We start from the raw sequence: 24683 nt of genomic DNA on the forward strand, positions 1-24683 counted from the left end.
TGCCCCTTATCACAGTCAACAGGAGCTTTAAAATATAATATGCGTACTCATAAAAATCTAGTTAAAAAATTCATTTTTATCACTTTATTTGCTTTCTCAATAGCGGCCCATGCGGCGAATAATTTTGATGCTCTTAGTTGTACAGGTAAGAGCAATGATAAGCAATATACCGTTATTATATCCTTTACAGATTGGAAATTAACCGTTAGTAACGACACTTTTAAAATTGCTGACATCTTTCCTGAAAATGAAAGAATAGTAGGTGTATATACAGATTCATTTATAAATAGAGATGGTATTCTTGTAAATAATTCTTTCTTTTATTCAAAAAAAGACGAATCGTATTATCTAGCACAATATAATATTGCAAAACAAAAAACTATTTCAAAAATCAAATTAATCTGTCACGGAGAATAATCATGATTAACGAAATTTCTACCGATGATTATATCAACAAGCAATTACAAAGTTTTAACTTGACTGATAGTGCTCTTTCTGAATTAGCAAAAAAATATATGCCGCTAGCTATTAACGGTATAGAGGATAAAGCGGGTTACAAGGCTGTCAAGGCGGCACGGCTGGATATTAAAAATTACCGTGTTAGTGTTGAAAAGCGGCGCAAAGAACTCACATCCGATGCTTTACGCTATAAGCAAGCGATTGACGGCGAGGCAAGGCGCATAACCTCCCTGCTCACACCTATTGAGGCACACCTTGAAAAACAGGAAAAAACAATAGATCAGGAAATAGAGCGCATTAAACGCGAGAAAGAACAGGCTGAGGCTATAAAACTACAAAATCGCATCAAATTATTATTGAGCTTCGATTTCAAGTTTGACGGGCAAGCATACTTTGCCGGCTATACCGATTACCGCATAGACATACCGACATTAAAAAGTATGCCTGATGATGTTTTTGAGGATTCATTGCTTAGGGTTGAAATAGCTTTTATAAAACATAAGGCCGAAAAGGAGCGCGCTGAACGTGAGCGCCAAGCCGCTTATGAAAAACAACAGGATGAGCTTAAAGCCGAGGCAGAACGATTAGATAAAATTCGCAAAGAGCAAGAGGCTGAACGCACACGGCTTGATGAGCTTAATAAAAAAACAAAAGAACCCGAGGCTGAAGGAAATGAACCTGAGCGATATATATTTTCACCCCATGAAGTCAAAACAACGCCTTCAATAATAAGTGCTCCCGCTGATGAGTTTATTCAACACAATAGTGTTATTGCAAGTAAGGAATGCCCCGCAAACAACTGCAAAAATAAAATTCATAATGACGAACGCAATCTATGCGATTCATGCTCTTTATTTTTACTAGAGATGATAAAGGAAGAATTCCCAGAACAATATGCACACTGCTTTAAATTGCTGACATACGAATCCCTTCGAGGTAAAAAATGATTACCGTACTAGAAGAACTTCTACCTATACTAGCCCATTTGAATGCTAATAGTATGAATTACATTCACATAGAATGCGATAAAGCGGATATATACATTGAATCTAGGCCGCATTATTGTGATAGGGGGCGTTTTATAGTCAAGGTAGATAGTAAAGCAATTGAATGCAATATAGATGAGCAAGACGGGTACCCGCGTTATTATTATAATTGTTTTGCTATGGCAACCGAAATAGATGGTTTTTGTCTTGCAAAAAAATTGACGATCAAATCAATCAACGACAAAGGAATAGAAAATGACGGAACATAAAATCAAGGAAGCATGGTTGGCCGGTAAAATTTATACAGCCATTAAAATGGCCAAAGATGACCTGGTGATGGATAAGCCGAAAGATGCACTCAACAAGCTGAATGAAGCTTTAAAGATATTTGATGCTGAGATTGCATCCGAATATAACAAGCCAAATAATGAGGTTAATGAAAATGCGGTGCAAGCATTGTTTTAAAAAAGCGGGCGCGCCTATGCACGCCGATTACCGATACCGGATTATTGATGCAACGCCCTACCCTGTACTCGTCATCAATGATCTCAACCTAGGCAATATGTCGGTTACTAACGGTATTGAATGCGTGCTAGCACAAATAAGGAATGAAGTACCCAATATAGGAAAACACCGTGTCATTTATAGCGATAGTGAAGGCATATTTGATGAGGTAATTATTGACAATTCAGGTAATTTTTTAGCCTTCCACCCCGTTATGCCGGGTGAGCGCCATACTGACTTAGGTGAAGCATTGAAAAGCTTAGGGGTTTACTTCTGATGCTTATTATATTTGCACATTACCGTTGCCTTAAGTGCGGCCAAATAACATACGGGCGCAAATGCGCGTATTGTAAAAAATAGCACCCTATCTATAAGGAAAATTTTCTATGGTTAAGGATGAAATGGAAGAAGCCGTAAAAAAGGCTTTCGATGGGTTGAGGATTATAGCCGTTTATTACAATACAGCCGACCACCCCGGCATGTTTATAGTGCGCGAGTTTTTTAGCCATAAAGACGGCATAACTTTAGGCGCGATACTAGGGCTAACAAAAACGCTAGATGAAGCAAGAAAATTAGTGCCGCCCTACTTACACCGAAGTTCACGTACCCCGGAAGATGAACCCACGCTAATAGAAACATGGTTTTAATAAAGGAACATAATAATGGGTGAAAAGTTAGTGCCCGCACTTACATATATAGTACAAAATGCTTGCGAATGCGGCGGCGCATTCAAATACGATGCGCCCAGATCAACACTTGAAGCAATGGCCGCAGATAAAGGTTTCAAACATATTTGCGATTTATGCAATAAGGTTAGTAATTTTGACAGGGTATACCCCTACATAATTCACAAGGAAATATCAGCATGAGCGGTTGTTTTGATTCAGAAAATAAAAACCCTTTCGTTGAATGGGAAATTGTTTCAGATACACACTACCACGGCACGACTAGGCGTATGAAAGTTGCGGGAGGTTATTTATACAATCATAGTATCGCTTATGAGTGCAACGGACATTATGAAATATCAACATCAATGTGTTTTTTACCACAAGTGCAAATTAACAGTAATGCAGGTTTGACTATATATGCCTAAAAAAAAACTTAAGACAAATGACGGTAAAAAATGCCCGCATTGCGGGCACCGCGACTTGAAATATAATTTCGGCTTCAATAACCATACGTGCCGCAAATGTAGAAGGATAGTAGGTAATGCGCAATTGCCCAACAAAGCACAAAACTGAATTTGATAAGAGCGCCATGGAAAGTGAGGTTTCAATTTTGGTAAATGCGCTTGAAGCACAGCTTGAGAATGTGTTTGAAAAATACCGCATCATTGATGTTTGCAAATACCAAGCTGATGCTATATTTTTTAATGCCGCCGTTTTGATTGTTTCAAGCGTCATTATAAACATTTTAAATACTGTTGATATTAGCGAAAGAAACGAAAGGTTCAATGTATTATTAAATATCCTGATAAGCGATATTATTAAAATATGCCCCTCACAATTTATGAAGGCAGAAAAGGTATGCCACTAGATGAAGAAAATGCTTTTATTGTAAAAAAATATTATTTATAACCAGCCATAGGAAACTAAAAAATGATGTACTTATTGAAATCGAAGTGTGAAAAAAATGATGCAGGAGATATGATTATCTGCTTGGAAAAAATCAAGTCAATAAAGGCGCAAAAATTAAAATTTAAAAATGGATCATTTTGTCGATTAATAATTAATATGACGCTTGAATCAGATAAAATTGATGATTATTTCGTGGCTAATTTTGACGATGAAGAAAATTTTAGACAAGCATTGAAAAGATTATTAGGCGCTTGCGGCTCATCTGAAAATGAAGCTCTGGAAATGTCGACTGATTTTGCTTTACATGAAGTCAATCTGGAAGAAAAAATCAGTGCAGTTTTTGAAAAATTAAAAGAAACGATTGGAATATAAACAATGAATCGCCCTATTAAAAGTAGGGCGAAATTTTAATCAGGAGAAAGTAAATGTTAGAAAAAAAATATGTAATAGTGAGGACGTATTCAGCTGGAGTTTTTGCGGGTGAATTAGAATCTCGGAATGGGCAGGAGATAATTTTAACAAATGCTCGCAGATTGTGGTATTGGGATGGTGCATCATCATTAAGTGAGTTGGCTATGCACGGAGTTTCAAAACCATTAAATTGCAAATTTCCATGTGAAGTAGATAGGATTGAATTATTACAAGTCATCGAAATACTAGATGTTACAGAAAAAGCAAAAAAATCTATAAAAGGCGTGCCAATATGGACTCAACATTAATTAAAGATGGCTCTGGCTATGGATATGGCGATGGCTCTGGCTATGGATATGGCGATGGCTCTGGCGATGGCTCTGGCTATGGCGATGGCTCTGGCTATGGCGATGGCGATGGCGATGGCTCTGGCGATGGCGATGGCTCTGGCGATGGCGATGGCGATGGCTATGGCGATGGCTCTGGCTCTGGCGATGGCTCTGGCTCTGGCTATGGCGATGGCTCTGGCTATGGATATGGCGATGGCTCTGGCGATGGCTATGGATATGGCGATGGCTAAATATTTATGGCCGACGATACTGAGGATTGGACTAGCGCAAAGTCCGAGAAGGTAGGCTGTAAGGTATATCCTTATGGGAACACTACCCTAGCAAAGCCAAGGGAAAATAGGCCACAATTTTATGGCAATCACGCAGTGGCGTAACCACTTAGGGGAGCTTTGAAAAAGAAGCGGTGATGCACCTAATGACGAGGACACCTCGGTGCTATCGATTGCCAATATTAAATCGGAGAAAAAATTATGAATTTTAGCGAAGCGTTAAATTTAATTAAAGAAGGTAAAAGAGTCTCGCGTTCAGGTTGGAACGGAAAAAATATGTTTTTATATCTAGTTAAAGGTAGTGAGTTTATTGTTAATCGCCCTCCTTTGCTTGGGATTTATCCTGAAGGCACCAAAACAAAATATCATGCACACATCGATATGAAAACTTCTCAAGGATATTGTGTTCCATGGGTGCCTTCGCAATCTGATTTGTTGTCAGAAGACTGGGAAATAGTAGAATGAAAATGAACCCGTTTTATTTAGCGTCCGCTTTGCGCGGCGAGCCTGTCGTGATGAGATCACGGACGAGCTGGAGTGAATTATGAAACTTGAAGAACAAGTAATAAGCCTCGATCTCGCGCGCAAGTTGCATGATCTTGGAGTTAGAAGTGAAAGTTTATTTCGGTGGCACGATCCTCTTAACGATAACGACTGGGAGCCGACAGCGCTAAAAAAAGCATATATTGAAAAGCATGATTATAATCCTGAAAATTATCCTGCATACACGGTAGCTGAACTTGGCGAAATGCTGCCAGTGTGTATTCAGGATTATTATTGGCTGGAAATACATAAAATTGCCAGAAATAAGTATGACGGATTTATTATTAAATATGTAAATGACTCATTTTATTCTATTTTTATAACAGCAAATAAAAAAGAAGCAGACGCTCGCTGTCTTACATTAGTTTACCTAATAGAAAATAACTATGTCAAAGTCGAGGATTTGAATGATAAATAAATATAGAAAAAAACCAGTTATTATTGAAGCAATGCAATTTACTGGAAATGTTGCGCCATTTGAAGTTTTTGTATCTTGTGGAAGATATTCTGATGATGGAACATTTTACATTAAAACGGCAGAAGGTGAAATGCATGTATCACTGAACGATTATGTTATTAAAGGGATTAAAGGCGAATTCTATCCATGTAAGCCAGATATTTTTGAAATGACTTATGAGAAAATATAGGATTTGAATAAATGAAACTTTTGGAGATATTAAAAATAATACATGATAATCCATATACTGTAAAAATAACGAGAGACAACTGGCCTTATCATATTCAATTTGACCCAATGTCCGGTTATTTAGAAATATGGAATGGAGATGGTGCATTATCTACATATACACTTTCGCTTTTCGACTTTGATTACGAATGGAGAATTTTGTAATGGGATTAGATATAGCTTTTTATCTTTATTCTGATGACAAAAAACATGTTTAAAGAATATCAACTTCAGATGGTTATATCTATGTTGCGAATGAAAAAATAGAAGGAATGACAGTTAAAGAGAATGATCTTTTTAACCTAATAGATAAATTTTTCAAGGAGAATTTTTAAAATGATGAACTTTAAAACGTACAAATGTAAAATGCCTTAGACATATAGTTAATTATTTATTAAAGGTATTTAAATATGTTAGAAAATTCAATAATAGATGATTGGATAAATGCACAAATGCAGGCAATATTACATAGCAAAACATTTAATGCCCCCACCCTAAATGATCTTGAAAGTATAAAGGTTAACGATTCAGTAAAAATCTGTAACGGACGCGAGCGTTTCTGGGTAACAGTCAAACTCATCGAGGCTGATAATATAATAGGAAAAATTGATAACCACCTTACTAATACTAGCAAATATAATTACGGCGATTACGTTAAGTTTAAATCCTATCACATTTACAATATTTTAGGGCGTAACAATGACGGCAACGAATAAACGTGGAATATCATACGCAAAAGTATATTCATACGCACTTGAGATGTTCCAGTATGATAAAGACAAGACAAATTGCTGGTGGATGAGTAAACTACCTGAATTTGGCAACAAGTCGCCGTATGAAATGGTAAAGGAAGGACGATCAAAAGAGATCGTAAAATTGATAACACGCGCTACTAATGTCTATACGCGATAAAAAGGAAGGTATATAGATGGACTTTTGCACGGCATTTAAACATATAAAGGCTGGGAAAATCGTAAAAAGGCGTGGCGTTGATATTACCACAAAAAAAACTTTCTGGTATTTTCTATACCTTGATCTGGATTATATAAAATTAAACCCGGTACCGCATGACGGTTATTTTTTTCCGATAAAATATAAAAATGAATTTAGCGATCTAGTATTCGATTGGCAACCTATCCAGGCTGACCTATTTGCTTTGGATTGGGAGGTTGCAAAGAATGTGCGGCGTAGAAAACCTATAATTAAAGATTAAGAATGCACATTAATAAAGCGCATTCATGACCAATTTTTTTAATCGTTCAGGGTTGCCGTCAACATATTTCAATGTTTGTTGAACATTGGAATGGCCCATTAACAATTGCAATGATTTAACATCAATGCCTTCTTCTACTAAATTCGTTGCAAACGTTCTACGGCCGCTATGCGAACTTGCTTTTATACCTGCTTCTTTGTAGATTTTATCAAACAACATGGTGAGTGTGATGTTAGAAAAACCGCCCCCTTTTTGCGAAACAAAAAATGGTTGGTTGCGCGAAAACACTTCGCGTTTTTTTAACGCGCGGTCAATTCGCCAATCAATATAATCTTTAATAGCGGCTCTAATGCGTTCATCAGTTAAATACATGGCGCGCGGCGTATTACCCTTGGTACGTTGTAGTTCAACCACTTCATGTACGTTTAGGTTATCGTCAAGCACGTCTTTGACTTTGAGGTTGGCTATTTCTATTGAACGTAACCCTAACCCGAAAGAAAAAAGGAGGATTAGGTAATCGCGTTTGGCATATTTTCTAGCAGAAACAATTTTGATCAGTCTTTTGAATTCATCCTTCGTTAGGACTTTGGCTTGTCCACGGTTTTGCCTTGCCATTTTTTACCCACTTATAAAATATTATAAAATGTGGATTTTAAGACATTTTATAATCTAATCAAGTGAAAAACGTAGGCAAAACTTTAAGCAACTAAGGGAACCCGCATGATTATTGGTAATGTTGAAAAATGAATCTTTTATAACATTTCCGGCGTGAAACATTTGCGTGGAACAACCTATATTTCGCTGACTACTTTCTAAGCTTTAGGGGGATTAGTCACACCCTTCACCGCCCACATGACCGCCTGTTCAAGGTTGGTTTTTGCAATGGCTTTCATACGGGCATCGGCATATTGCGGCGTTTCAATTGCGTGAAATAACTCCTCAGTGGAATTGCCCCCGCTAAACCGGACCACCTAGTTTCCGTTCGCAGCCCTTAAAAATTGACGTGGTGACATCATTTTCAATCCTTGATGGGGTGCATTCTCATTATAGTCATCGAACCATCTTGATAGCTTGCTCATCACATCATGCATATTCTCAAGCTTATCCAATGACGCATAATCTCGTTTAAAAGTCTTAACAAAAGCCTCAGCCATACCATTACTTTCCGGACTGTAAGATGGTGTTGTACAAACATCAAAGCCGAGTGTCCTAGCAAATTTAACGGTGTCATGCGATACATAGCAAGGTCCATTGTCAGTGAGCCATTGTATCGGGCGTGGCAGTCTATCAACTTTTCCAAATCGGTGTTCAACGCACTCAGTCATCAAATCACGAATGGCTTCACCATCAATACCAATTGTTGATGCAACATATCCAAGCACTTCTCGATCACATGTATCCATCGCAAAGGCTACAAACACTCTATCTCCATTCTGGCACTGAATGCTAAATGCATCTGAACACCACCGAGTGTTGCTTCTCAGCGTGATAATCTTGCCATCATGTATGCGCGACGGCTTCTTACCATAAGCTGGTAAAAGCAATTTATTCAGCTTCATGATTCGATAGACGCGCTTGTGATTTACCGTATTTTTACCTTCATTTCGCAAGCGATGGTTCAATAACGTCGTGATGCGTCGATAACCGTAACTGCCACGTTGATCCGCTATTTCACGAATGTATGGCAACAGAGCTTCATCTTCCTGCGGATTATATCGTGTAATGTGCTTTTTCATTTTCTTCAGCTTCTCCATAATATTTGAACGCGCAACTTGTAGTGCCCGTGCAATAGCCCTTAATCCAAATCTTCCAATCCGGGCAATGGTTGCCGTGAGATAAGTTTTTTTTCGCGACCTATTTTCACTGCTTCGCGCAGAATTTCGATATCCATCGTTTTCTGGCCAAGCACGCGCTCCAGCTGCTTGATACGCTTTTTCAAATCATTAACTTCGCTCACTGGAACGAGTTCTTCTTCTGTTTTAATACCAGTCAAGGCACCGCTCTCCATCACTTTACGCCAATAGAATAATTGACTCGGGGGTATACCATGTTTACGGGCGATATACGAGACGGTGGCACCTGGTTGGTACGTTTCTTGAACGATTTTGTGCTTTTCTATGGCTGACCAGCGCTTTCTGCGTTGCGTGTTGGAGTAAATTTCAACAGGTTCTATTGTGTTTGATATAGTCATAATACTAGTCCTATTACTAGTCGTTATTAGTGACTAGATGGACCGGTATTAGCGGGGAGCGTTACACAATCCAGCATCACGAAGTAATTTCTCATAATTATCGATTTTTACCAGAGGAACAAAAACAACATTAACATCTAAATCACGTTCGTTTTGAATATCTACATCACAGCTATTTGACAAAACTATTCCTTTTACACTTTTCCTTTCACCGCTTACAAAATCCAAAATGGTGAACCCTGCCCAACCATCGCCCTGCAACACTTCTTGATCATGCTTGTGAATATAATAATTAATCTTAGGGAAATTTCGTATTTGATTAAGTAAATCTTCTTTCTGTTCAGGAGAAAGATAAGCAGGCAGATGATTCTTTATATCTTCTGGAAATGTGTCAGTCATTATTTTTCTTAGCTTTCGTACAAGTTCCAAGCATTTTTAAAATAAATTTTACTAAAATCGCTCTCAAGTTTTTCTTGAGAAGTAAGCATTTTCTGATAAAACAAACCCATTAATTCGTCAAATGCAATATCAGAAACCAAAGAAAAATCTGTTTTTAAAATATCACTATGACTATCATAAGAACTATCCTTCATGGCAGAGTAATATTTTGTAGCAAATGGTACAGGCATTTCATTTTTAGGAACAGAAACAACAAATCCACCAATCAATATACCGGCTACAGTCGATACAGATAATAATGCTATTCCGCTATAAGTGCTCGGCTCTTGTGTGCTCGAAATAGCTTTATTCATTACCATAAATAGGCTCCAATGAATCAATAGTTTTTTCTTTAAGAAATTCAAAAAATAATTCTTTATTTGCTGTATGAATAATTTCTAAATTATCTGGCAGAGATTTCCAAAAATCAGTTGAAGGAGCATTAGCAATAGAGTCTATACTCAATAAGATTCCCATTTTTGTTTGCTTGCCATTCTCTTCTAAAATGCTATTAGTCATGATTTGAACCGCATGCAAAAATGATTCTCGTGGTAACTCTACCCTAATATTAACCGCATCCTTTTTTATTTGCTGAGCGCCAAGCTTTAGATCTAAATCAATCAACTCTAACTGCTTAGCAGTTCCTATTACTAGTCGTTATTAGTGACTAGATGGACCGGTATTAGCGGGGAGCGTTACACTCAGCTTTATGCTTTATCCAGTCCATGTCACGTTTTTGTTCATCATTTAACGGGGTGTAATTTCTTACAAATACATCAGACATTTTATTTCCTTAATAACGCTGAAAAAAATTAAACAGAAAAAATATATAGAAAAGAAAACAAAAGGATTGAAAAACAAATTCCCAAGGTGAACGCCCAAATGATAATGATGATTAGAGCGGTGATGAGATCGTACATTTTCATGACAACCTCGCTATCAGATAAATTTGTTACCCCTTTTCATAAGGCATTATTATGCGGCGATATATTCTTCAACAATAATGTAGCCGTCACCGCCTACACCGCCGTCATGGTTAGCCGCGCTATTTAATGCTATAGCACCGCTAGCACCGTTCCCCGGCGCCGTTGCGTCAATTCCCGCCGCATCAGTAGCGGCTATATAATAATTTCCTGTTAGCCCTACACCGTCTTGGTTGTAAATAGATAAGTACGAATTACCCCCTATTGAAATGGCACCGAATGGTGTGGTGGTGCAGAAACCTACGCTTGCATAGCTACCTAGTTGGTTAATTACAACGGTACCGGTACCTACGGTATTAGCGGTATTCGCGGTCGGGTAACTTGATTTTGTTGCACCGGCCACACCGTTTTGATGCGCACCGCCCCTACCGCCCTTAGCTGTCCAGTCACCGAATGTAGTATCACCGCCTGAACCCCCGTCACCGCCCGCGGTGCCCGCGGTACCGCCCGCGCCGCACCCGTAACTTTTGCTTGCACCCACCTGCGCCGCTGACATCCAGAACTCAAGGTAATTACCCGAGCTACCGCCTTGACTAACCGCATAAGCACCGGCATTTGTTATTGAACCTGAACCTCCACCGGCTCCCACCATCCTGACACGTATATAGGCCATCCCCGTTGTAGGCGTGTAGGTACCTGATGATGCGGTTAGCAACTGCACATTAACAGAAGTTATTCCGCCGAAAGTAACATTAGCCGGGTTTACCAGTTGAAAATAGGTGCCGTTGTAATCTAATTGTGCGATTTGCCCCGCTATAATTTCACCGCCTGACAATGCGGTACCATCTACAAGCTTAACATCCTTTGAACCTAAACTATTTACATTAACTGTTGTGGCGCCTGTATTCGTGTTAGCTATTTTTATATACAGTGTCATGCCCGCGGTATAAGCCGCTAATACCGGCGTTAAAGCGGCGGTGATTGTATTTGCCGCACCGCTCGTATCGACGGCATAGATGGCTGAATTTGATTGTAATAATACAGGGGGTATTTTAATAAAAGGCGCACTAGGGTATTGCGATATCATGCTATTAGTAATCGCCGTATCGCCGTTAGCAATTGTTACTACCCAACCCCCTACATAACCGGCATCAGGGGTAGGAGTTACCTGGCTACCCGTAGCCGCGGGCGTACCCGCTTTGATATTGTATGCGACTTGATCTTGCCTTATTGTATAATTCGGCTGACTACTATTATTAGGGCCGTCAAAAGTTTGCGCCGGGTTTGCTGAATTGTAATAAGGCAATATTACGGCGCCCCCGTCCACCTCGCTTAAAGTAAACTGTATAAGGTAGTTAACGCTTTGCCCCGGTGTTCCCGGCGCTGTCATAGCGGTAGTGGTAATGCTATCTAGGTTAATGCCCTGCTTTAAAATCTGTGTTGCATCAGAGGGCAAGCTACCGTATGCGGTAGTATCAATGTCAGCAAGCTGGTAAATCTCACCCGCGCCGATCAGCACCGACATGCTAGGTGTGCCCGTCTCAGTACAGGCTAGCCCGTTTATTTGCGTATTAGTACCTAGCAAACCAGCGCCCAACTTTGCAATGCCCACATATGAATTCAAATTTGTATTCAATATATCTACGTCTTGCGGCACAGCACTTTGATAAACAAGCGTTCTATCCACTTAAATAGCTCCCTTAGATATATTCATCAACCAATATGACACCGTTTCCGCCAACACTTCCGCCTTGCGTTGAACCATTATTAATAGCTAAATTGGCATTGGCACCATTACCCTTACCGGTTCCCGCTCTTGATGATACGAATATATTATTTGCAATATTTGCATCAATAATACCTTGTTGTGTGGCGCCGTTTATATTGTAAATTGTGAGGTATGAGTTACCCCCTAACGAAGTAATGCCGAAAGGTACCGTCAATGCCACGCCGTAATTGGGCAAGCTACCCGGTATATCCAATAACAACATACCTGTGCCTATTGTGTTTGCTGAATTCTGTGCCGGTAATGTGCTTATCACGCTAGAGCCTACTACACCCGTCATGGCAATACCGCCCTTGCCGCCCGCGGCTACCCAATCACCGAATGTGGTATTACCGCCAGCGCTACCGTTTGTAGGTGTTGCCGTATTACCGCCCGCACCACCCGTGCCGCATTGGTAACTTTTGCTTGCACCTACCTGCGCGGCCGTCATAAAAAATTCCAAGTAACTACCTGAATTACCGCCTGACGGTGCTGAATAATATGCACTGCCGGGGTTTTTATTGCCACCGGCACCGCCGCCGGCGCCTACCATACGTACCCGTATGAATTTCATGCCGGTTGTGGGCGTGTAGGTACTGGATGATGTTGATGTTAGAACTAACGGGTTAATTCGGGTTATACCCGAAAAGGTTAAATTTGCGGGATTTAAAATTTGAAATTCACTACCGTTATAAATAAATTTTGCTATTTGCCCGGCTACTAGTTCGCCCCCTTCGCAAGCTGTACCGTCATTCATGATGATATCTTTTGCACCCAAACCGTTTAACTCAACTGTGCTAGCCCCCGTGTTGGTATTCGCAATCAGAATATATACCAGCAAGCCACCTGAACCGTATTGCGTTAAAGCGGGGCTTAATGTTGCTGTTACTATATTCGGTGTGCCGCTACTATCAGCGGCATAAATTTCACTATTGCTTTGTTGCAATTGCGCTAAAGTTGTGCCGTCATAATAAGCCGCCATGAAAGGCGCGTTAGGGTACATTGATATTTTACTATTGGTGATCGCCGTATCACCGTAATCAAGTGTGATCACCCATGCACCCACATAGCCTGCATCTGGTGTAGGTGTGGTTTGCGTACCCGTAGCGGCCGGTATACCCGGCACAATCTGGTAACTTACTATATCTTTGCGTAGCATGTTTTGAGCAATGCCGTTACCGCCGGCGCCGTTAAGCGGCACAGGCGGGTTGCTAGCATCATAGTAGGGTATGACAGCCGCATCACCGTCAACTTCTGATAAAGTAAATTCCACAAGGTAATTTATGCTAGTACCGGCTACCGGCGGCGCGGCAAGTTCATCAGTAGTAATGCTTGTAAGGCTAATACCTTGTTTCAGTATTTGTCGGCTATCAGGCGGCAATGTACCATATTCTGTAGTATCAATATCAGCAAACTGGTAAATCTCGCCCGCGCCGATCAGCACCGACATGCTAGGCGTCCCCGTCTCAGTACAGGCTAGCCCGTTTATAACGGTATCATTACCTATTAATGCTTCTGATAATTTTGCTAAGCCTATATAAGGGTAAAGGTTTGAATAAAGCACATCAGTCGTTTTGAACTGCTGGGCAATAAAGTTAATATGCCTATCCATTTTGATTATCCCTTATGCTTGCGGGTTCAATAATTGAAGGTTAGTGCCGTCATATATAAAATGCGCTATCATACCTGCCACCATAGAACCAGCTACTAATGCGGCACCGTTTGGTTTTTTTATATTTAAAGCACCAATACTACCATTGGGTGTGTAATCAAATGTTGATGCACCTGTATTGGTCAAAGGAACAAGATAATACATAGGCAAACCAACTATCCATTGAGTAAATATTGCATATGGTGAAGTTGTTGAAACATAATTATTACCAGACGAACCGTTATCAATTAAATAAATAGGTTTATATAATGTCGCTTGTGGGATTACTGGATTTAATAATACAAAAGCACCGTAAGCCGCAGAATACTGCACATTAGTAATATTATTATTCAATATTTGATAAGGAGAAAGAGGTGAACCATCAATATTTATTAAATCTGCATTGACTAATGTAAAGACATCAATTTTACATGCCCCTGTATTTGAAGTTATAGGATTAAATGAAATAATGGCCCTAGAAGTTGCACCACTAACACCCGTATTCGGTAATACTAATTTATAATGATTGAGTGTTCCGGTATCAGTTGCAGAAGTCCAACTGTTTTGTTGTATCTGGTAACCTGTTACCGCAGAAGATGAAGAAATAGCAGGATTCATTAATTGTAAATTTGTACCATCATAAACAAATTCTGCAATCATACCTGCTATTAATTGACTTGACGATAATGATGTTCCATCAATATTAGTTATATTAAAATTATAATTTGCGGTAGGTGATTGTTGAATGACTAAAGTTGTTGACCCTGTATTTGTATTTGCAATTTTTACATAGAAAGAAATACCAGCTGTGGGAGAAATAATAGGAGGTGATATGGAGTTAATCCCGGATTTTATAGTATTTACGGATGCTGAAACATCAGCAAAGAAATTATACACATTGCTCTGTACTTGATTAGCATTTACACTTGAGCTACTTGATGATGAATTAATAAATTGAAACTGCGTGCCATCATACATTAATGATGCTATCATACCTGCTACTAATTCACCGCCAATTAATGCAGAACCGTTAGAATAGGTAATAGCCTTGGCACCCAAACCGTTAATGTTTATTGTTGATGCGCCGGTATTATTATGCGCGACTTTTAACCTTATGCCCAAGCCGGCGGTGTATGATGTTAATGTTGGTGAAAGGCTGGCAGCATAATTATTCGCCGTACCCGTATCAACGGCATACACATATTGACCTTTTTGTACGGATGAAGCTTGGGCATACCTTGCATCGCCGGTAGCTTGGCTAATCTTTTGCTGCAATGTTTCATTTATGAAATTGCTATTAGGTGTTGCGTAGTTCGTTATATTAGCCGCCGTTATTGCTGTTGCGCCGTAAGCTACCGTTACCACAAAGCCGCCCACATAACCCGTATCAGGGGTAGGGGTTGCTTGGCTGCCGGTAGGTGCCGGGGTACCCGACTTTGCCTGTATTGATACTTGGTCAGCACGCACCGTAAAATTCGGCGTGCCCGAATCGCCGGGGCCGCTAAAAGGGTGTGTCGGGTCAGCCGCATTGTAATAATTTAATACGGTTGCACCGCCGTCTTGTTCAAGGAAGCCGAATTGTATCAGGTAATTCTGGCTATAACCCGGCGTTAACGGTGCGGTTATATTCAATGTGGTTGCATCTAAATTGATACCCTGTTTAAGTATCTGGTGCGCGGTATCGGCGGGGATATCACTATAAGGCGTATTATCTATATTTTGCAGGCTATATATCTCACAAGGGCCGCATGATACTTGCATACTTGCCGGTGCGGTAGGCACGCATGTAGCATTATTTACCAAGGTGTTTCCGGTACCTAGAATTGCCCCGGCAAGTTTTGATAAGCCGATATAAGCATAGAGGTTTGTATTTAAGACATCGGTATCTAAGGGTATTTCCTGCGCGTAGGTAAACTGTCTGTCCATTTTATATCCTGTTCAAACTTTAGGTGGAAAAACGAACCCAACAGACAGTGCCCTCAACCTTGGTCAGGTTAATTGCATTGTATATTTGCTGTTGGTTGGGGATGTAAGCATAATCATTAGGGCTTAAATAAGCGGCTTGGCTAGGCGTGTTATAGGCGCCGGTAGGTATGTTATAACCGGCTACGCTTGAAACCAGTTTTACAATAGGGGTATAGACGATAATGAAACATTGGTACGCGCAATTCGGGTTTGACCATGAACCGAAAGTATCATAACCGCAACCCCCTACCGAATACCCCCCGCTATCAGCCGCCCGTTGCGGCTCAAATATAAAAGGCGCCCTGTTGGTTAAAGTCAGGATGACGGTATACATGCCGTTGCGTGTAGCGCGCTCTTGCAAAACGCTAGCAAGTATCCGTGCCCGATAACTCGCATCATTTTCACCCGCGGCACGCGGGTACCCGTTAAACCCGAAAAAATCATTTGCAATTAAATCAAGGTTTTCATCGGTCGCCGTAGTTATCCGCATTTGTAACAAGACATAAGCCATTTGCGAATAGTTGAAACTGCCGGCGTAAGCATAAGCCTCTAATATGCCTTCAAGTATCGGGTTGCCGTTGCCGTCAAACCAATTAGGCAATAGCACGTTAATGCGGTTCAGTACGTCCGCTTGGTCGCCCGTGGCCATAAAAAACCCTTAAAAAGGTAAGGTAGGTATTATGAAATAGTCACTGTGCCGGCTTTTGCGATTTGCTTTGCCGTGATAGCAATATCACTGGTGCCGCCGTCAAGTGTGTAGCCTGAAACATTGAGTACGCCGGGGGATGCGTCATATGCTATTTGCATGATGCGGGTGTAATAAACAGGTTCGCCCAAATCAAGATTGTTTAAATAATCCTCAATTGCTGTTTCAACTAATGCGGCCACCGCACCGTGGTCATACCCCGTTGCCGCGGTAACCGTCATAGCCGCATCGACGGTTACAACTATCGGCGCAAACACACCGAAAGTAATAGTTAAACCGCGCACCGCATCAACCGCATCATTCACCGTGCTTATAAATCCGCCTGAGGGCGTTCCGGTGCCGTCATCTACCACGACATAAAAATAGCCGTACTTTGTCGTACCGCTATAATCCTCATTTTCAGTAATAGAATAGGAAGTAACACCGGTCACCGTTTCAATTGCATAGGCAATCGCTGAATAGGTTGCCTTGCTTAATGAGGCCAAATAAAGCACAAAGCGTGCTCTAAAATCAGCATCATTTTCAGCATTCATGCCGTTTGTGAAGCTTGCCGCGTTAGTGACGGTATCAACATAGGCAATGGGTGAAATAGCCACCGTTATAGTATTCGCCCCTACGTTACCGCTAGTGCCCGCCACGGTAGCCTGTACCGGCACCGTTATGCTAGTAATACCCGCGTTCAAAACATAGCCGTTTAAGCTGGCATTATAATTAGGGTCAGTCGTATCAGCCGTTACACTGAACACGGCAACGGCATTTGAGGTTTGTACTTGCGCACCTACGGCGATTAACGTTTGTATGCTTGCATCAGTACGGGCGAAAGTGACGGTGCCCGTAGCATAGGTGGCGGGTTCACGTACAAACCCGAAATCGGCCATCCAGCTATCAAGATCAGTGCCGTTTGAGGTGGCGGCCCGCGCAAGCGATAGATCATATGATGCAAGCCCCTGCAACCAAAGGGCAACACCCGCGGTGTTGGCTTCAATAAGCGCAAGCAATACTGAACCCGTAGTAAAATCTAACAGGTCGGTAGAGCTTGCCTGTATTGCCGCAATCTGGTTACGTACCAGCGTCGTAAAATCTTGTGTCTGTAAAGGCATTATACGCTCACCTTAAATGTTAGGACGACTATGCTACGGGTTGCTGATTCGGTGTATTCAACATTCACATATAGCGCACCGTAGTTTGATGTTAGCTGTACGGTCGGCGGCGGTGTCTTTGCTACGCTTTCCTCTAAATACATTTGCTGTTTTATTAAACCGATAATCAGGTTTTTAAGTTGCACGGTAAAAGGCACACCTATATAGCTAGGCAAGCCCGCACCGTAATCAGGGTGGAAAATATACGAGCCCGGCACCGTCATAAGGCGGCGTAATATGCGTTGCTGGCTAAGTGTCAGTCCGTCAGTCGTCAATAAATCGCCTACATTGCTTGATACAAGGTCATTGCTAAAATAATGGTAAGCATCCATTTTTCTAAATCCTTACATCTGTGTAGTCGGTATATCGCTATCGCCTGATGGTGTAGGGTGTATGTGTTCATTGAATATAGTGCGCATTGCGGCGATATTGTTTGCGTTAGTACCGCTATTATCCAATATATCGCCGGTGCAAGTAATATTGCCGGTTACGACAATATTAGAATTTATATTAATGTTTGTTTTATTTTCATCACCGTCTAATGTTTTAATTTCAATCGTACCGTCGGTAAGGAACTTTAAATAAGTGCCCGTCTTGTGTTGCATCCAAGCCTCGCCCGCCGGCGGCCCGTCAGTTACGGGTTTGTTCTCAATATTATTCAAGCCTAGACATATAATGCCTGATGAAAAATTACCGGCAAGGAACAAAACGCATACCGCATCACCGTTATTCAACCCCGTATAAAAACCCCAATTATTACCCACCCACGGCGTTAAGATAGGCAATAGGTCGGTTTTTATGTTTTCGGGTTGTATCCGTACTGATGCGCGGTAGAGTGCGGGATTATATTCATCTACCGTGCCTATGCGCGTAAATGCCATAGAATTAAAACTACCGGCTGTCTGGCCTTTTAGAAGGTTCAATAGCCGGTTTACATTATGTATATCCATTATTGCGCCTGCAAAGTATAAGGGCTTTGGTTTTTCGCATTAACGGTCATCAAGTAACCTGTCTGGTAATCAAGTTCACGCATGATGTTATTCACATAATAATTCTGGTCAAATGCGGTATTGGTGCCGATTACCGATATAACGGAATGCGCGGTAATGATTTCATCAGCGGGCATTGTAAAATCAATTTCCATTTCATGCTGGCTAATATCAAGTAATAATTGCCGTGCTTTATTATTAGCCTGTGCTTGCGTTAAACTGGGGAAAACAAAGTTATACACCGCATCCCCCACCCCGTCATCGGTAACATTATTGTGTGAAAGTGTTGCGGTAGAGAGTAATTGTTTATTTTTGTAAACATCATATGTATAAACATTCACAATGATATCTTTTGACAACCGCATGTTGCGCTTGAATTGTATTTCAGTCACATTTGAATTGGGTATTTCACCCGGCGTTGAAAAGAAGGGCGTATCCATCACAATGCGGTAAGGGTTACTTTCATCCTTGGGTTGAAAATACAGGTTATTGCCTAGGACAAATAAATCAAACCCCTCCTCACGCGCAAGGAAGGTCATTAAATCCCATTCCGTGCTATTGGTAGAAAGCATAGTATATTGATTTTGCGGGTTGTTCAAATAGGCGCCGAAAGGTGTTGCTGTGCGCGTTACAAACGGTGTTAAATTCCTTGCCGTAGCAATTTTGCTTATAATTTCACTTGAACTGGGGCTTTGCACGCCGTCAACGCCTAAAGATAATATGCCCCTAATATCAATGCCCGTACCGGCGGTATTAAATAAATTATTATTAATCTTGTTTTCTATAAAATATGAAACATAATCACGCCCGGTTAGCGTGATTAATGATTGCTTAGGGTCATATGCAATATCATCAGCATCACCCAGTATCAGCATCGGCAAATCGCTGGCCGTAACCGTGTTAGGGTTGGTAGCCGTGCTATTGCCCGCGTTAATTTGCACCGTGATTTTACCCGTGGTAAGCAATGTGGCAAGCGGCATATTTTTAGGCAACGTGCTTATGGGTATAGTAACGCTAAATGTGCTTGCCGCCGCATAACGTGTATTGTTTATGGTGGCACGTTTCCAGAATACTTGCGTACCGTTGATACTTACGAAGCCGCGCGGCGTACGCACTTTATTATTTGTATTGCCTATATTCGCGCTTACCGGGTCATAACTGCTATACATTAAAGTATGCCGCCTGTATCTTGCTGGTTCCAAGGGGGGATATAAAGCGTTGTCAATTGCGTGACCATAGGGTCAACTAGGTTGTTGGCACGCGCAATAATGACCCATTGCGTAGGGTCGCCGTAATATTCTTTTGCCAGCGCAAATAAAGTGGTATTCACAGCCGTAATTGTAATTGCGTTAGGGGGTGTGTTTATGATAGCAATATTGGCAAGCATACGGTTTAAGTAAAACAATATTTCGTATAGTTGCCAGTATTCTAGCTGGCTCTGTGCCGCTTGATCTTGCGCAACCATTACGTAGAACCCCCGAAAGATGTACCGGCAATTTCATTTATTGATTGTTGCACGACATCAATAGTCGCATTTATTGCATCTACAACGGGTGAGGTGGTGCTTTGCTGTGCCCCGTTGAAGGTGGGCACCGCTTGTATGGCCGTGCCTAACGTAGTTAATGCGCTACTTAATGCGGGGTTAATAAAATTTGCCGCGATTGCCAATATTGTCGTATAGTCACCGTTAATAGCCTCATTAAACCCTACGGGCGTGGTATTAACGTTAGGGTTTGTTCTATCTATAATGACGCGCAAGTTTATATCATAATCAATTTTGTAATACCGCTCAGTACGCAAGTTCAAGCTTTGTATTATTACGGTAAATGATAGGTTAAACCATGTAAGCGTTAACGGTTGCCCTTGCGCACGCATCAGGTTCAATTGTTCAGCGCGCTCAAGCGCATCACTACCCGTTATCAAACCGCTCCAACTTATATCAGTATCATTTTTACCCAGTGAATCTACAACACGGTTGCCGCCTATAAGGTCATGCTGTACCAATTGTTGCTGGCCGCCGAAATTAATGTAATCAGGGATTTCGAAATCACGGAAAACAAAATCACCCAACTTGACGAGCGTATCCATTGCCACCCCTTAATAGGTAATACCGAACGCATTTACGTTTGTAGGCATAGGGCTTAAGCTAGAATCAAACATTGAACCCGTATTAGGCGAGGCTGTTGCCGTTTGGTAAATTTTCTTTACAAGTTGCGTGCCTATTTTGTTACCGTCTAGGTGTATATCATTTTGAATCTGGATGGTTTGCGGCGCGGCTTGCGCGGGTGCATTTTGCGCTTGCCTATGCGATATGAAATTAGGCGCGGGGCTATTAGTCGAATTATTTACTGTTGAATAATTATTGGTTGTATGGTTATTGATAGGCTGTACGGGTGTTTTTTGTTGCGGCAATACGGTTGCAAAATAAGCGGCATCATACTTAGGGGCTTCAGGGGCTACCGCTTTTATAGCGGGCATTTTATCGGCATCATATTGCCCTGTTTTTTTCAATAAATCATACGCCGCGTATGCACCCCTAAAAGGCATAGTCACCGCACCTAATGCGGTATTAACTACTTTTTCGAGCGGGCTAGAGGTGTAAATATTTTGCGCTTTTTGCAAAACGGCACCCGTCATTGTTTGCCGGCCGCCCTCATCATGCAGGGGGAAATTTTCACCTAAATAGGCGGTGACTTTTTTTACTTTATCCCCGATATAATCAAATACTGTTTTCAAGGTGTCGGCAATATAATGAAACATATCTGAAAGTTTTTCGAACTCAGCCTTCAGTTTTTCAACCGCATCCACCAAGCTATTCTTAATCGTAACCGCTAAATTTTTAACAGTTTCACCTGATAGGTACCCGTTCTCATACAGCTTATATAACCCGTAACCTACCGCACCTATTACCCCCGCCGCTATGATGCCCGGCACTGATATGCCGGTGATTGCCAGCATTAATGCGGGCATTGTTTTAGTAACGAGTGATAACGGCAATAGTAAACCGGTTAACCCGGCTTTAAGCAATAACAACGTGCCCCCTAAAGCGGTAAGCCCGGCCACAGCAAGGATTGTCTTTGCGATCTTGCCTACAGTCGCTTGGTTTTCACGCACATAATTTGTGAGCTTTATAATATGTTCATTGAAATATTTAAGTGCGCCGGTAGCAATAGGCAATAACGTCACACCCAATTCCATTATCACAGTTTTGAAACGTGCCGCTGATTCATATAATTGTTTATTAAATAGATCATTCATTTCATTGTATGTTTTCTCTAGGTCAGGGTGCATTTTGTATTGCTGGTTAATTTCAGCCATCTGCCCCAACCCTTTACCTGTCATAAAAATGCTGGCAAGCCGCGTACCCGTGGTGCCGAATGCAAATTGCATGTTGCTCATTATGTTATTACGGGCAACTTGTGCGGGGTTTTGCTTGAATTGCTCAATAACATAATTGCTCATTTTTCCCATGAACTTATAGAAATCAAACTTGCCTTCGGTGAATACATCAGCCTGCCCCGCGGCATTTAATAGGCCCATATTTTTTAACGCTTCAGCACTACGCCCTACCCATAGCCCTGAACCCATCACTTGGGGGATAGTACGTGACACCATAGAAAGTAATGATGAACCGGCACGCGTGCTTTCAACACCCATGCGTTGCAACATGGCAACCATAAGCATAGTGGTTTCATCACTTACGCCCATGACATTTTTCATCGTACCTTCGGCATACTGGAATGCTTTTAATACCTTATCCAAGCTACCGGGCATGATAAGGCTTAATTTATTAAAGGCATCTAATGACTTTTTGATTGATTCGGGGTCAAAATGGCCGGTGATCTCAGCAATTTTAATGCCCATTTCGGTAGACTTTTCATAATCAGTACCTTTAAGCATTTTTTGTACAGTAGCGAATTTCGTAAATTCAGGCATCAACCCCGCGACATCCTGTATTTTGAAATTACCGCTAAGTGCGATCTGGCGTGCAATGTTAGCCGCCTCCAAGCTACTGAACATACCGGGCAAGTTTTCTAACGTGCCCCTAAAATCATTCATCTCTTTGTTAGTGGCATGGGTAACAATTTGTACGTTCTTTAATTGTTGCTCAAGGTTACCGGCCATCTTGGTTGCTACGATCAAAGGGCTCGCTAATGCCGCACCGCTTGCCAACAATACACCGCCCATGGCCGCGGTTGATTTAATAGCGGTAAGCTTTGCTTGGAATAAATCAGCTTGTTTTTGTAATGTAGAAAATTGCGCACCTAAAGCAATCATGCCTTTGCTAACGTCATTTATAAGTGACAGCTTGACCGCAACGGTATAATTTTCATTCATAGCTTGATGTCCTGGTGGTAGCCTAGCTCTTTACCGATATCCATGCTGATAGTGTGCCCCCCGGCAATACCTACTAATACCGCTTTGCCGAAAATCTTAGCAATAAGGGCGCGGTTTTTATAAAATGCGGGGCCTATGTAAGGGCGCGGGGGTATGCGTGATGTACCGAACTCCTGAAAAGCCGCTATAGGGCTTTTAGAACCCACAATCGCATATAGCTCAGCCATATTCACTTCTGATTGTATGCTAGCCCGTAACTCACCCGTCCTGAACAAGGGGTTATAATCGCGGTTGTAAACATACCCCAACCGCTCCTTGTCAGCCTTTGTTGCATCAGCAAGTTCCTCCCAAGCGGGGAAAGGCCCTTTAGCTTTTTGCAAATGCCCGATTTCATTCTTTGCCTCTTTTTCTACTACCTCAGCAACCTTATCAAGCCCGTTTTTAATAGCGTTTATCTCAGCCGTTGCCGCCTTCAATAAATGCTCGGCAAATTTTTGCGGGCTGGAAAAAAATTTATTCACGCTTTAGGCTCCTCAAAAGACATAGTGCGCCAGTTAAACTTACCCCCGTCATGCTCAGACATAATGATACAATATGCCGCGCGCTCTAAAGGCGTGAGCCTGAATGCGACATCAAAAGGTACATGGTTTTTTACGAGCCAAAGGCTTTCACGCAAGGCGGGGGAGCTTACTATTTTTTTAATTGCTCAACATTCTCCTCTGAACCCAGGTTGATAGATTCATAGTAACGTTGCATAGCTTCCATTATAACGCGCATACCGCTATTGCCTACCCGCTTAAGTGCCGCGCGTATTTCATTATATGAACCGGGGCGTGTAAACGGGGTGCCGTCTATGCTTTCAATCCAGATCAAAGGCAATGCGCGTGCTTGTAATGCGGTGTTCATGCCCGCGTCCTTGCCTAGTGCCGCCGTTAAATCAAACTCGTCACAAGGGTCGGGTATGCGCAATTTGTATACTTTCCCCTCATCATCAACAACCTCGCCTATAAATTCGCGCTGTTGTTTATTGATGATTTTCTCACTCGGCGTTTGTTGTAATGTTACTTTTGCATTCATATTAAAAATACTCGTTAAAAATTAAATAAGCTGTTTCCTGAATGAACCTGAAAAACTGATTTTCTGCGTGACATAATCATCACCTGACCAGTTGCCCGATGAATCCAATTGCACGACACAATTCTGGAATTGGTACTGGCTAATAGTACCGTCAGCCTCGGTAATGGTTTCAGTAATGGTCACTAAAGGTATGTTTTCACCGTTCTGGTAAGCAAGTTCAAGCGCGGCAAAATAATTATCAACATCAGCGCTGGTTCTTTCCATCTCAAAACTCCCCTCCCAACCTATGGGGAAATTGCCGTAACGGTTCACGCCGTCTAAAGCAATGCTTTCGCGCTTATTATTACGCTGTACGGCATTCCAGTTTTTGACACGGTTAATCGTTATAAAGCCGTTCACGTCATCAGATAAAGTAACGGTAATGTCTTTACCTACACTAATCCCGACTAAAGGCATAATAGCTATCTCCTAATAAAAAGCCCCGCCTATAGCGGGGCCTTATGT

General features: G+C 41.5%; 35 protein-coding genes. 15 read left to right on the forward strand and 20 right to left on the reverse strand.

Annotation, left to right across the window (positions count from 1 at the left end):
* Positions 1–39: 39 nt before the first annotated feature.
* The 15 genes from AQULUS_RS06195 (at position 40) to AQULUS_RS06265 (ending at position 6997) form a co-directional block, all read left to right on the forward strand.
* Positions 40–417 carry a hypothetical protein gene (locus AQULUS_RS06195; protein ID WP_148339216.1) on the forward strand — a complete coding sequence of 126 codons (378 nt, stop codon included), beginning with the start codon at positions 40–42 and terminating at the stop codon, positions 415–417.
* A gap of 2 nt (positions 418–419) precedes the next feature.
* Complete coding sequence (locus tag AQULUS_RS06200) at positions 420–1406, forward strand: hypothetical protein (RefSeq protein WP_148339217.1); 987 nt, start codon at positions 420–422, stop codon at positions 1404–1406.
* On the forward strand, positions 1403–1714 hold the full coding sequence (locus AQULUS_RS06205; RefSeq protein ID WP_148339218.1) for a hypothetical protein: 312 nt from the start codon (positions 1403–1405) through the stop codon (positions 1712–1714). The genes AQULUS_RS06200 and AQULUS_RS06205 overlap by 4 nt, the downstream gene beginning before the upstream one ends.
* Positions 1701–1910 (forward strand): hypothetical protein, encoded by a 210-nt coding sequence (locus AQULUS_RS06210; protein WP_148339219.1) that lies wholly within the window; start codon positions 1701–1703, stop codon positions 1908–1910. Before AQULUS_RS06205 ends, AQULUS_RS06210 begins: the two co-directional genes overlap by 14 nt.
* Positions 1911–1926: 16 nt before the next feature.
* A complete protein-coding gene (locus AQULUS_RS06215) occupies positions 1927–2226 on the forward strand; it encodes a hypothetical protein (RefSeq protein WP_148339220.1) in 300 nt (99 codons plus the stop codon).
* Between the two features lie 109 nt (positions 2227–2335).
* On the forward strand, positions 2336–2596 hold the full coding sequence (locus tag AQULUS_RS06220) for a hypothetical protein (RefSeq protein WP_148339221.1): 261 nt from the start codon (positions 2336–2338) through the stop codon (positions 2594–2596).
* Between the two features lie 562 nt (positions 2597–3158).
* Positions 3159–3485, forward strand: a complete 327-nt coding sequence (locus AQULUS_RS06225) for a hypothetical protein (protein WP_148339222.1) — start codon at positions 3159–3161, stop codon at positions 3483–3485.
* Positions 3486–3547: 62 nt separating this feature from the next.
* The gene (locus AQULUS_RS06230; protein ID WP_148339223.1) at positions 3548–3898 is read left to right on the forward strand and encodes a hypothetical protein; all 351 of its coding nucleotides are present in this window, start codon (positions 3548–3550) and stop codon (positions 3896–3898) included.
* 53 nt (positions 3899–3951) lie between these two features.
* Positions 3952–4245 carry a DUF6948 domain-containing protein gene (locus AQULUS_RS06235; RefSeq protein ID WP_148339224.1) on the forward strand — a complete coding sequence of 98 codons (294 nt, stop codon included), beginning with the start codon at positions 3952–3954 and terminating at the stop codon, positions 4243–4245.
* 18 nt (positions 4246–4263) lie between these two features.
* The gene (locus tag AQULUS_RS06240) at positions 4264–4572 is read left to right on the forward strand and encodes a hypothetical protein (RefSeq protein ID WP_172622761.1); all 309 of its coding nucleotides are present in this window, start codon (positions 4264–4266) and stop codon (positions 4570–4572) included.
* Between the two features lie 185 nt (positions 4573–4757).
* Positions 4758–5021, forward strand: a complete 264-nt coding sequence (locus AQULUS_RS06245; protein ID WP_148339225.1) for a DUF2829 domain-containing protein — start codon at positions 4758–4760, stop codon at positions 5019–5021.
* 79 nt (positions 5022–5100) lie between these two features.
* Positions 5101–5517 (forward strand): hypothetical protein, encoded by a 417-nt coding sequence (locus tag AQULUS_RS06250; RefSeq protein ID WP_148339226.1) that lies wholly within the window; start codon positions 5101–5103, stop codon positions 5515–5517.
* Positions 5507–5746: a hypothetical protein gene (locus tag AQULUS_RS06255; protein WP_197737295.1), complete on the forward strand. Its 240-nt coding sequence runs from the start codon at positions 5507–5509 to the stop codon at positions 5744–5746. The genes AQULUS_RS06250 and AQULUS_RS06255 overlap by 11 nt, the downstream gene beginning before the upstream one ends.
* A gap of 448 nt (positions 5747–6194) precedes the next feature.
* Positions 6195–6500 (forward strand): hypothetical protein, encoded by a 306-nt coding sequence (locus tag AQULUS_RS06260; protein ID WP_148339227.1) that lies wholly within the window; start codon positions 6195–6197, stop codon positions 6498–6500.
* A 212-nt stretch (positions 6501–6712) separates the two neighbouring features.
* Positions 6713–6997 (forward strand): Thoeris anti-defense Tad2 family protein, encoded by a 285-nt coding sequence (locus AQULUS_RS06265; protein WP_148339228.1) that lies wholly within the window; start codon positions 6713–6715, stop codon positions 6995–6997.
* A 9-nt stretch (positions 6998–7006) separates the two neighbouring features.
* Here AQULUS_RS06265 and AQULUS_RS06270 read toward each other — a convergent pair whose 3' ends face one another.
* From AQULUS_RS06270 to AQULUS_RS06360, 20 genes are all read right to left on the reverse strand, one after another.
* The gene (locus tag AQULUS_RS06270; RefSeq protein WP_148339229.1) at positions 7007–7612 is read right to left on the reverse strand and encodes a tyrosine-type recombinase/integrase; all 606 of its coding nucleotides are present in this window, start codon (positions 7610–7612) and stop codon (positions 7007–7009) included.
* Positions 7613–7809: 197 nt separating this feature from the next.
* The gene (locus tag AQULUS_RS13215) at positions 7810–7968 is read right to left on the reverse strand and encodes an Acb2/Tad1 domain-containing protein (protein ID WP_456298083.1); all 159 of its coding nucleotides are present in this window, start codon (positions 7966–7968) and stop codon (positions 7810–7812) included.
* Positions 7969–9188, reverse strand: a protein-coding gene (locus AQULUS_RS06275) for an IS3 family transposase (RefSeq protein WP_148339230.1) whose coding sequence is annotated in 2 segments (ribosomal slippage) — positions 7969–8834 and positions 8834–9188 — 1221 coding nt in all. Because the reading frame shifts where the segments join, the coding sequence is not laid out codon by codon here. It lies immediately after the preceding gene.
* 48 nt (positions 9189–9236) lie between these two features.
* The gene (locus tag AQULUS_RS06280) at positions 9237–9587 is read right to left on the reverse strand and encodes a hypothetical protein (protein WP_148339231.1); all 351 of its coding nucleotides are present in this window, start codon (positions 9585–9587) and stop codon (positions 9237–9239) included.
* An 8-nt stretch (positions 9588–9595) separates the two neighbouring features.
* Positions 9596–9946, reverse strand: a complete 351-nt coding sequence (locus tag AQULUS_RS06285) for a hypothetical protein (protein ID WP_148339232.1) — start codon at positions 9944–9946, stop codon at positions 9596–9598.
* Positions 9933–10250, reverse strand: a complete 318-nt coding sequence (locus AQULUS_RS06290) for a hypothetical protein (protein ID WP_148339233.1) — start codon at positions 10248–10250, stop codon at positions 9933–9935. The genes AQULUS_RS06285 and AQULUS_RS06290 overlap by 14 nt, the downstream gene beginning before the upstream one ends.
* A 351-nt stretch (positions 10251–10601) precedes the next feature.
* Positions 10602–12236 carry a hypothetical protein gene (locus tag AQULUS_RS06295; RefSeq protein ID WP_148339234.1) on the reverse strand — a complete coding sequence of 545 codons (1635 nt, stop codon included), beginning with the start codon at positions 12234–12236 and terminating at the stop codon, positions 10602–10604.
* A gap of 13 nt (positions 12237–12249) precedes the next feature.
* The gene (locus AQULUS_RS06300) at positions 12250–13926 is read right to left on the reverse strand and encodes a glycine-rich domain-containing protein (RefSeq protein WP_148339235.1); all 1677 of its coding nucleotides are present in this window, start codon (positions 13924–13926) and stop codon (positions 12250–12252) included.
* Between the two features lie 12 nt (positions 13927–13938).
* Positions 13939–15891, reverse strand: a complete 1953-nt coding sequence (locus AQULUS_RS06305) for a hypothetical protein (RefSeq protein WP_148339236.1) — start codon at positions 15889–15891, stop codon at positions 13939–13941.
* A 19-nt stretch (positions 15892–15910) separates the two neighbouring features.
* Positions 15911–16579 carry a hypothetical protein gene (locus AQULUS_RS06310; protein WP_148339237.1) on the reverse strand — a complete coding sequence of 223 codons (669 nt, stop codon included), beginning with the start codon at positions 16577–16579 and terminating at the stop codon, positions 15911–15913.
* 29 nt (positions 16580–16608) lie between these two features.
* Positions 16609–17736 carry a baseplate J/gp47 family protein gene (locus AQULUS_RS06315; RefSeq protein WP_148339238.1) on the reverse strand — a complete coding sequence of 376 codons (1128 nt, stop codon included), beginning with the start codon at positions 17734–17736 and terminating at the stop codon, positions 16609–16611.
* Positions 17736–18107 carry a GPW/gp25 family protein gene (locus AQULUS_RS06320; RefSeq protein ID WP_148339239.1) on the reverse strand — a complete coding sequence of 124 codons (372 nt, stop codon included), beginning with the start codon at positions 18105–18107 and terminating at the stop codon, positions 17736–17738. Before AQULUS_RS06320 ends, AQULUS_RS06315 begins: the two co-directional genes overlap by 1 nt.
* A gap of 12 nt (positions 18108–18119) precedes the next feature.
* A complete protein-coding gene (locus AQULUS_RS06325) occupies positions 18120–18725 on the reverse strand; it encodes a type VI secretion system Vgr family protein (protein ID WP_148339240.1) in 606 nt (201 codons plus the stop codon).
* The gene (locus tag AQULUS_RS06330; protein WP_148339241.1) at positions 18725–19933 is read right to left on the reverse strand and encodes a hypothetical protein; all 1209 of its coding nucleotides are present in this window, start codon (positions 19931–19933) and stop codon (positions 18725–18727) included. Before AQULUS_RS06330 ends, AQULUS_RS06325 begins: the two co-directional genes overlap by 1 nt.
* Positions 19933–20229 carry a hypothetical protein gene (locus AQULUS_RS06335; protein ID WP_148339242.1) on the reverse strand — a complete coding sequence of 99 codons (297 nt, stop codon included), beginning with the start codon at positions 20227–20229 and terminating at the stop codon, positions 19933–19935. The genes AQULUS_RS06330 and AQULUS_RS06335 overlap by 1 nt, the downstream gene beginning before the upstream one ends.
* Positions 20229–20852, reverse strand: a complete 624-nt coding sequence (locus AQULUS_RS06340; protein WP_148339243.1) for a hypothetical protein — start codon at positions 20850–20852, stop codon at positions 20229–20231. The genes AQULUS_RS06335 and AQULUS_RS06340 overlap by 1 nt, the downstream gene beginning before the upstream one ends.
* 9 nt (positions 20853–20861) lie before the next feature.
* Entirely contained in the window at positions 20862–23102 is a 2241-nt protein-coding gene (locus AQULUS_RS06345) for a phage tail tape measure protein (protein WP_148339244.1), read from the reverse strand.
* Positions 23099–23623 carry an HK97-gp10 family putative phage morphogenesis protein gene (locus AQULUS_RS06350; protein ID WP_148339245.1) on the reverse strand — a complete coding sequence of 175 codons (525 nt, stop codon included), beginning with the start codon at positions 23621–23623 and terminating at the stop codon, positions 23099–23101. The genes AQULUS_RS06345 and AQULUS_RS06350 overlap by 4 nt, the downstream gene beginning before the upstream one ends.
* A 169-nt stretch (positions 23624–23792) precedes the next feature.
* A complete protein-coding gene (locus AQULUS_RS06355; protein ID WP_148339246.1) occupies positions 23793–24179 on the reverse strand; it encodes a hypothetical protein in 387 nt (128 codons plus the stop codon).
* Positions 24180–24200: 21 nt separating this feature from the next.
* Positions 24201–24635, reverse strand: a complete 435-nt coding sequence (locus AQULUS_RS06360) for a hypothetical protein (RefSeq protein ID WP_148339247.1) — start codon at positions 24633–24635, stop codon at positions 24201–24203.
* Positions 24636–24683: the final 48 nt, after the last annotated feature.

Origin of the sequence: Aquicella siphonis, from assembly GCF_902459485.1 — a bacterium.
GTDB lineage: Bacteria > Pseudomonadota > Gammaproteobacteria > DSM-16500 > DSM-16500 > Aquicella > Aquicella siphonis.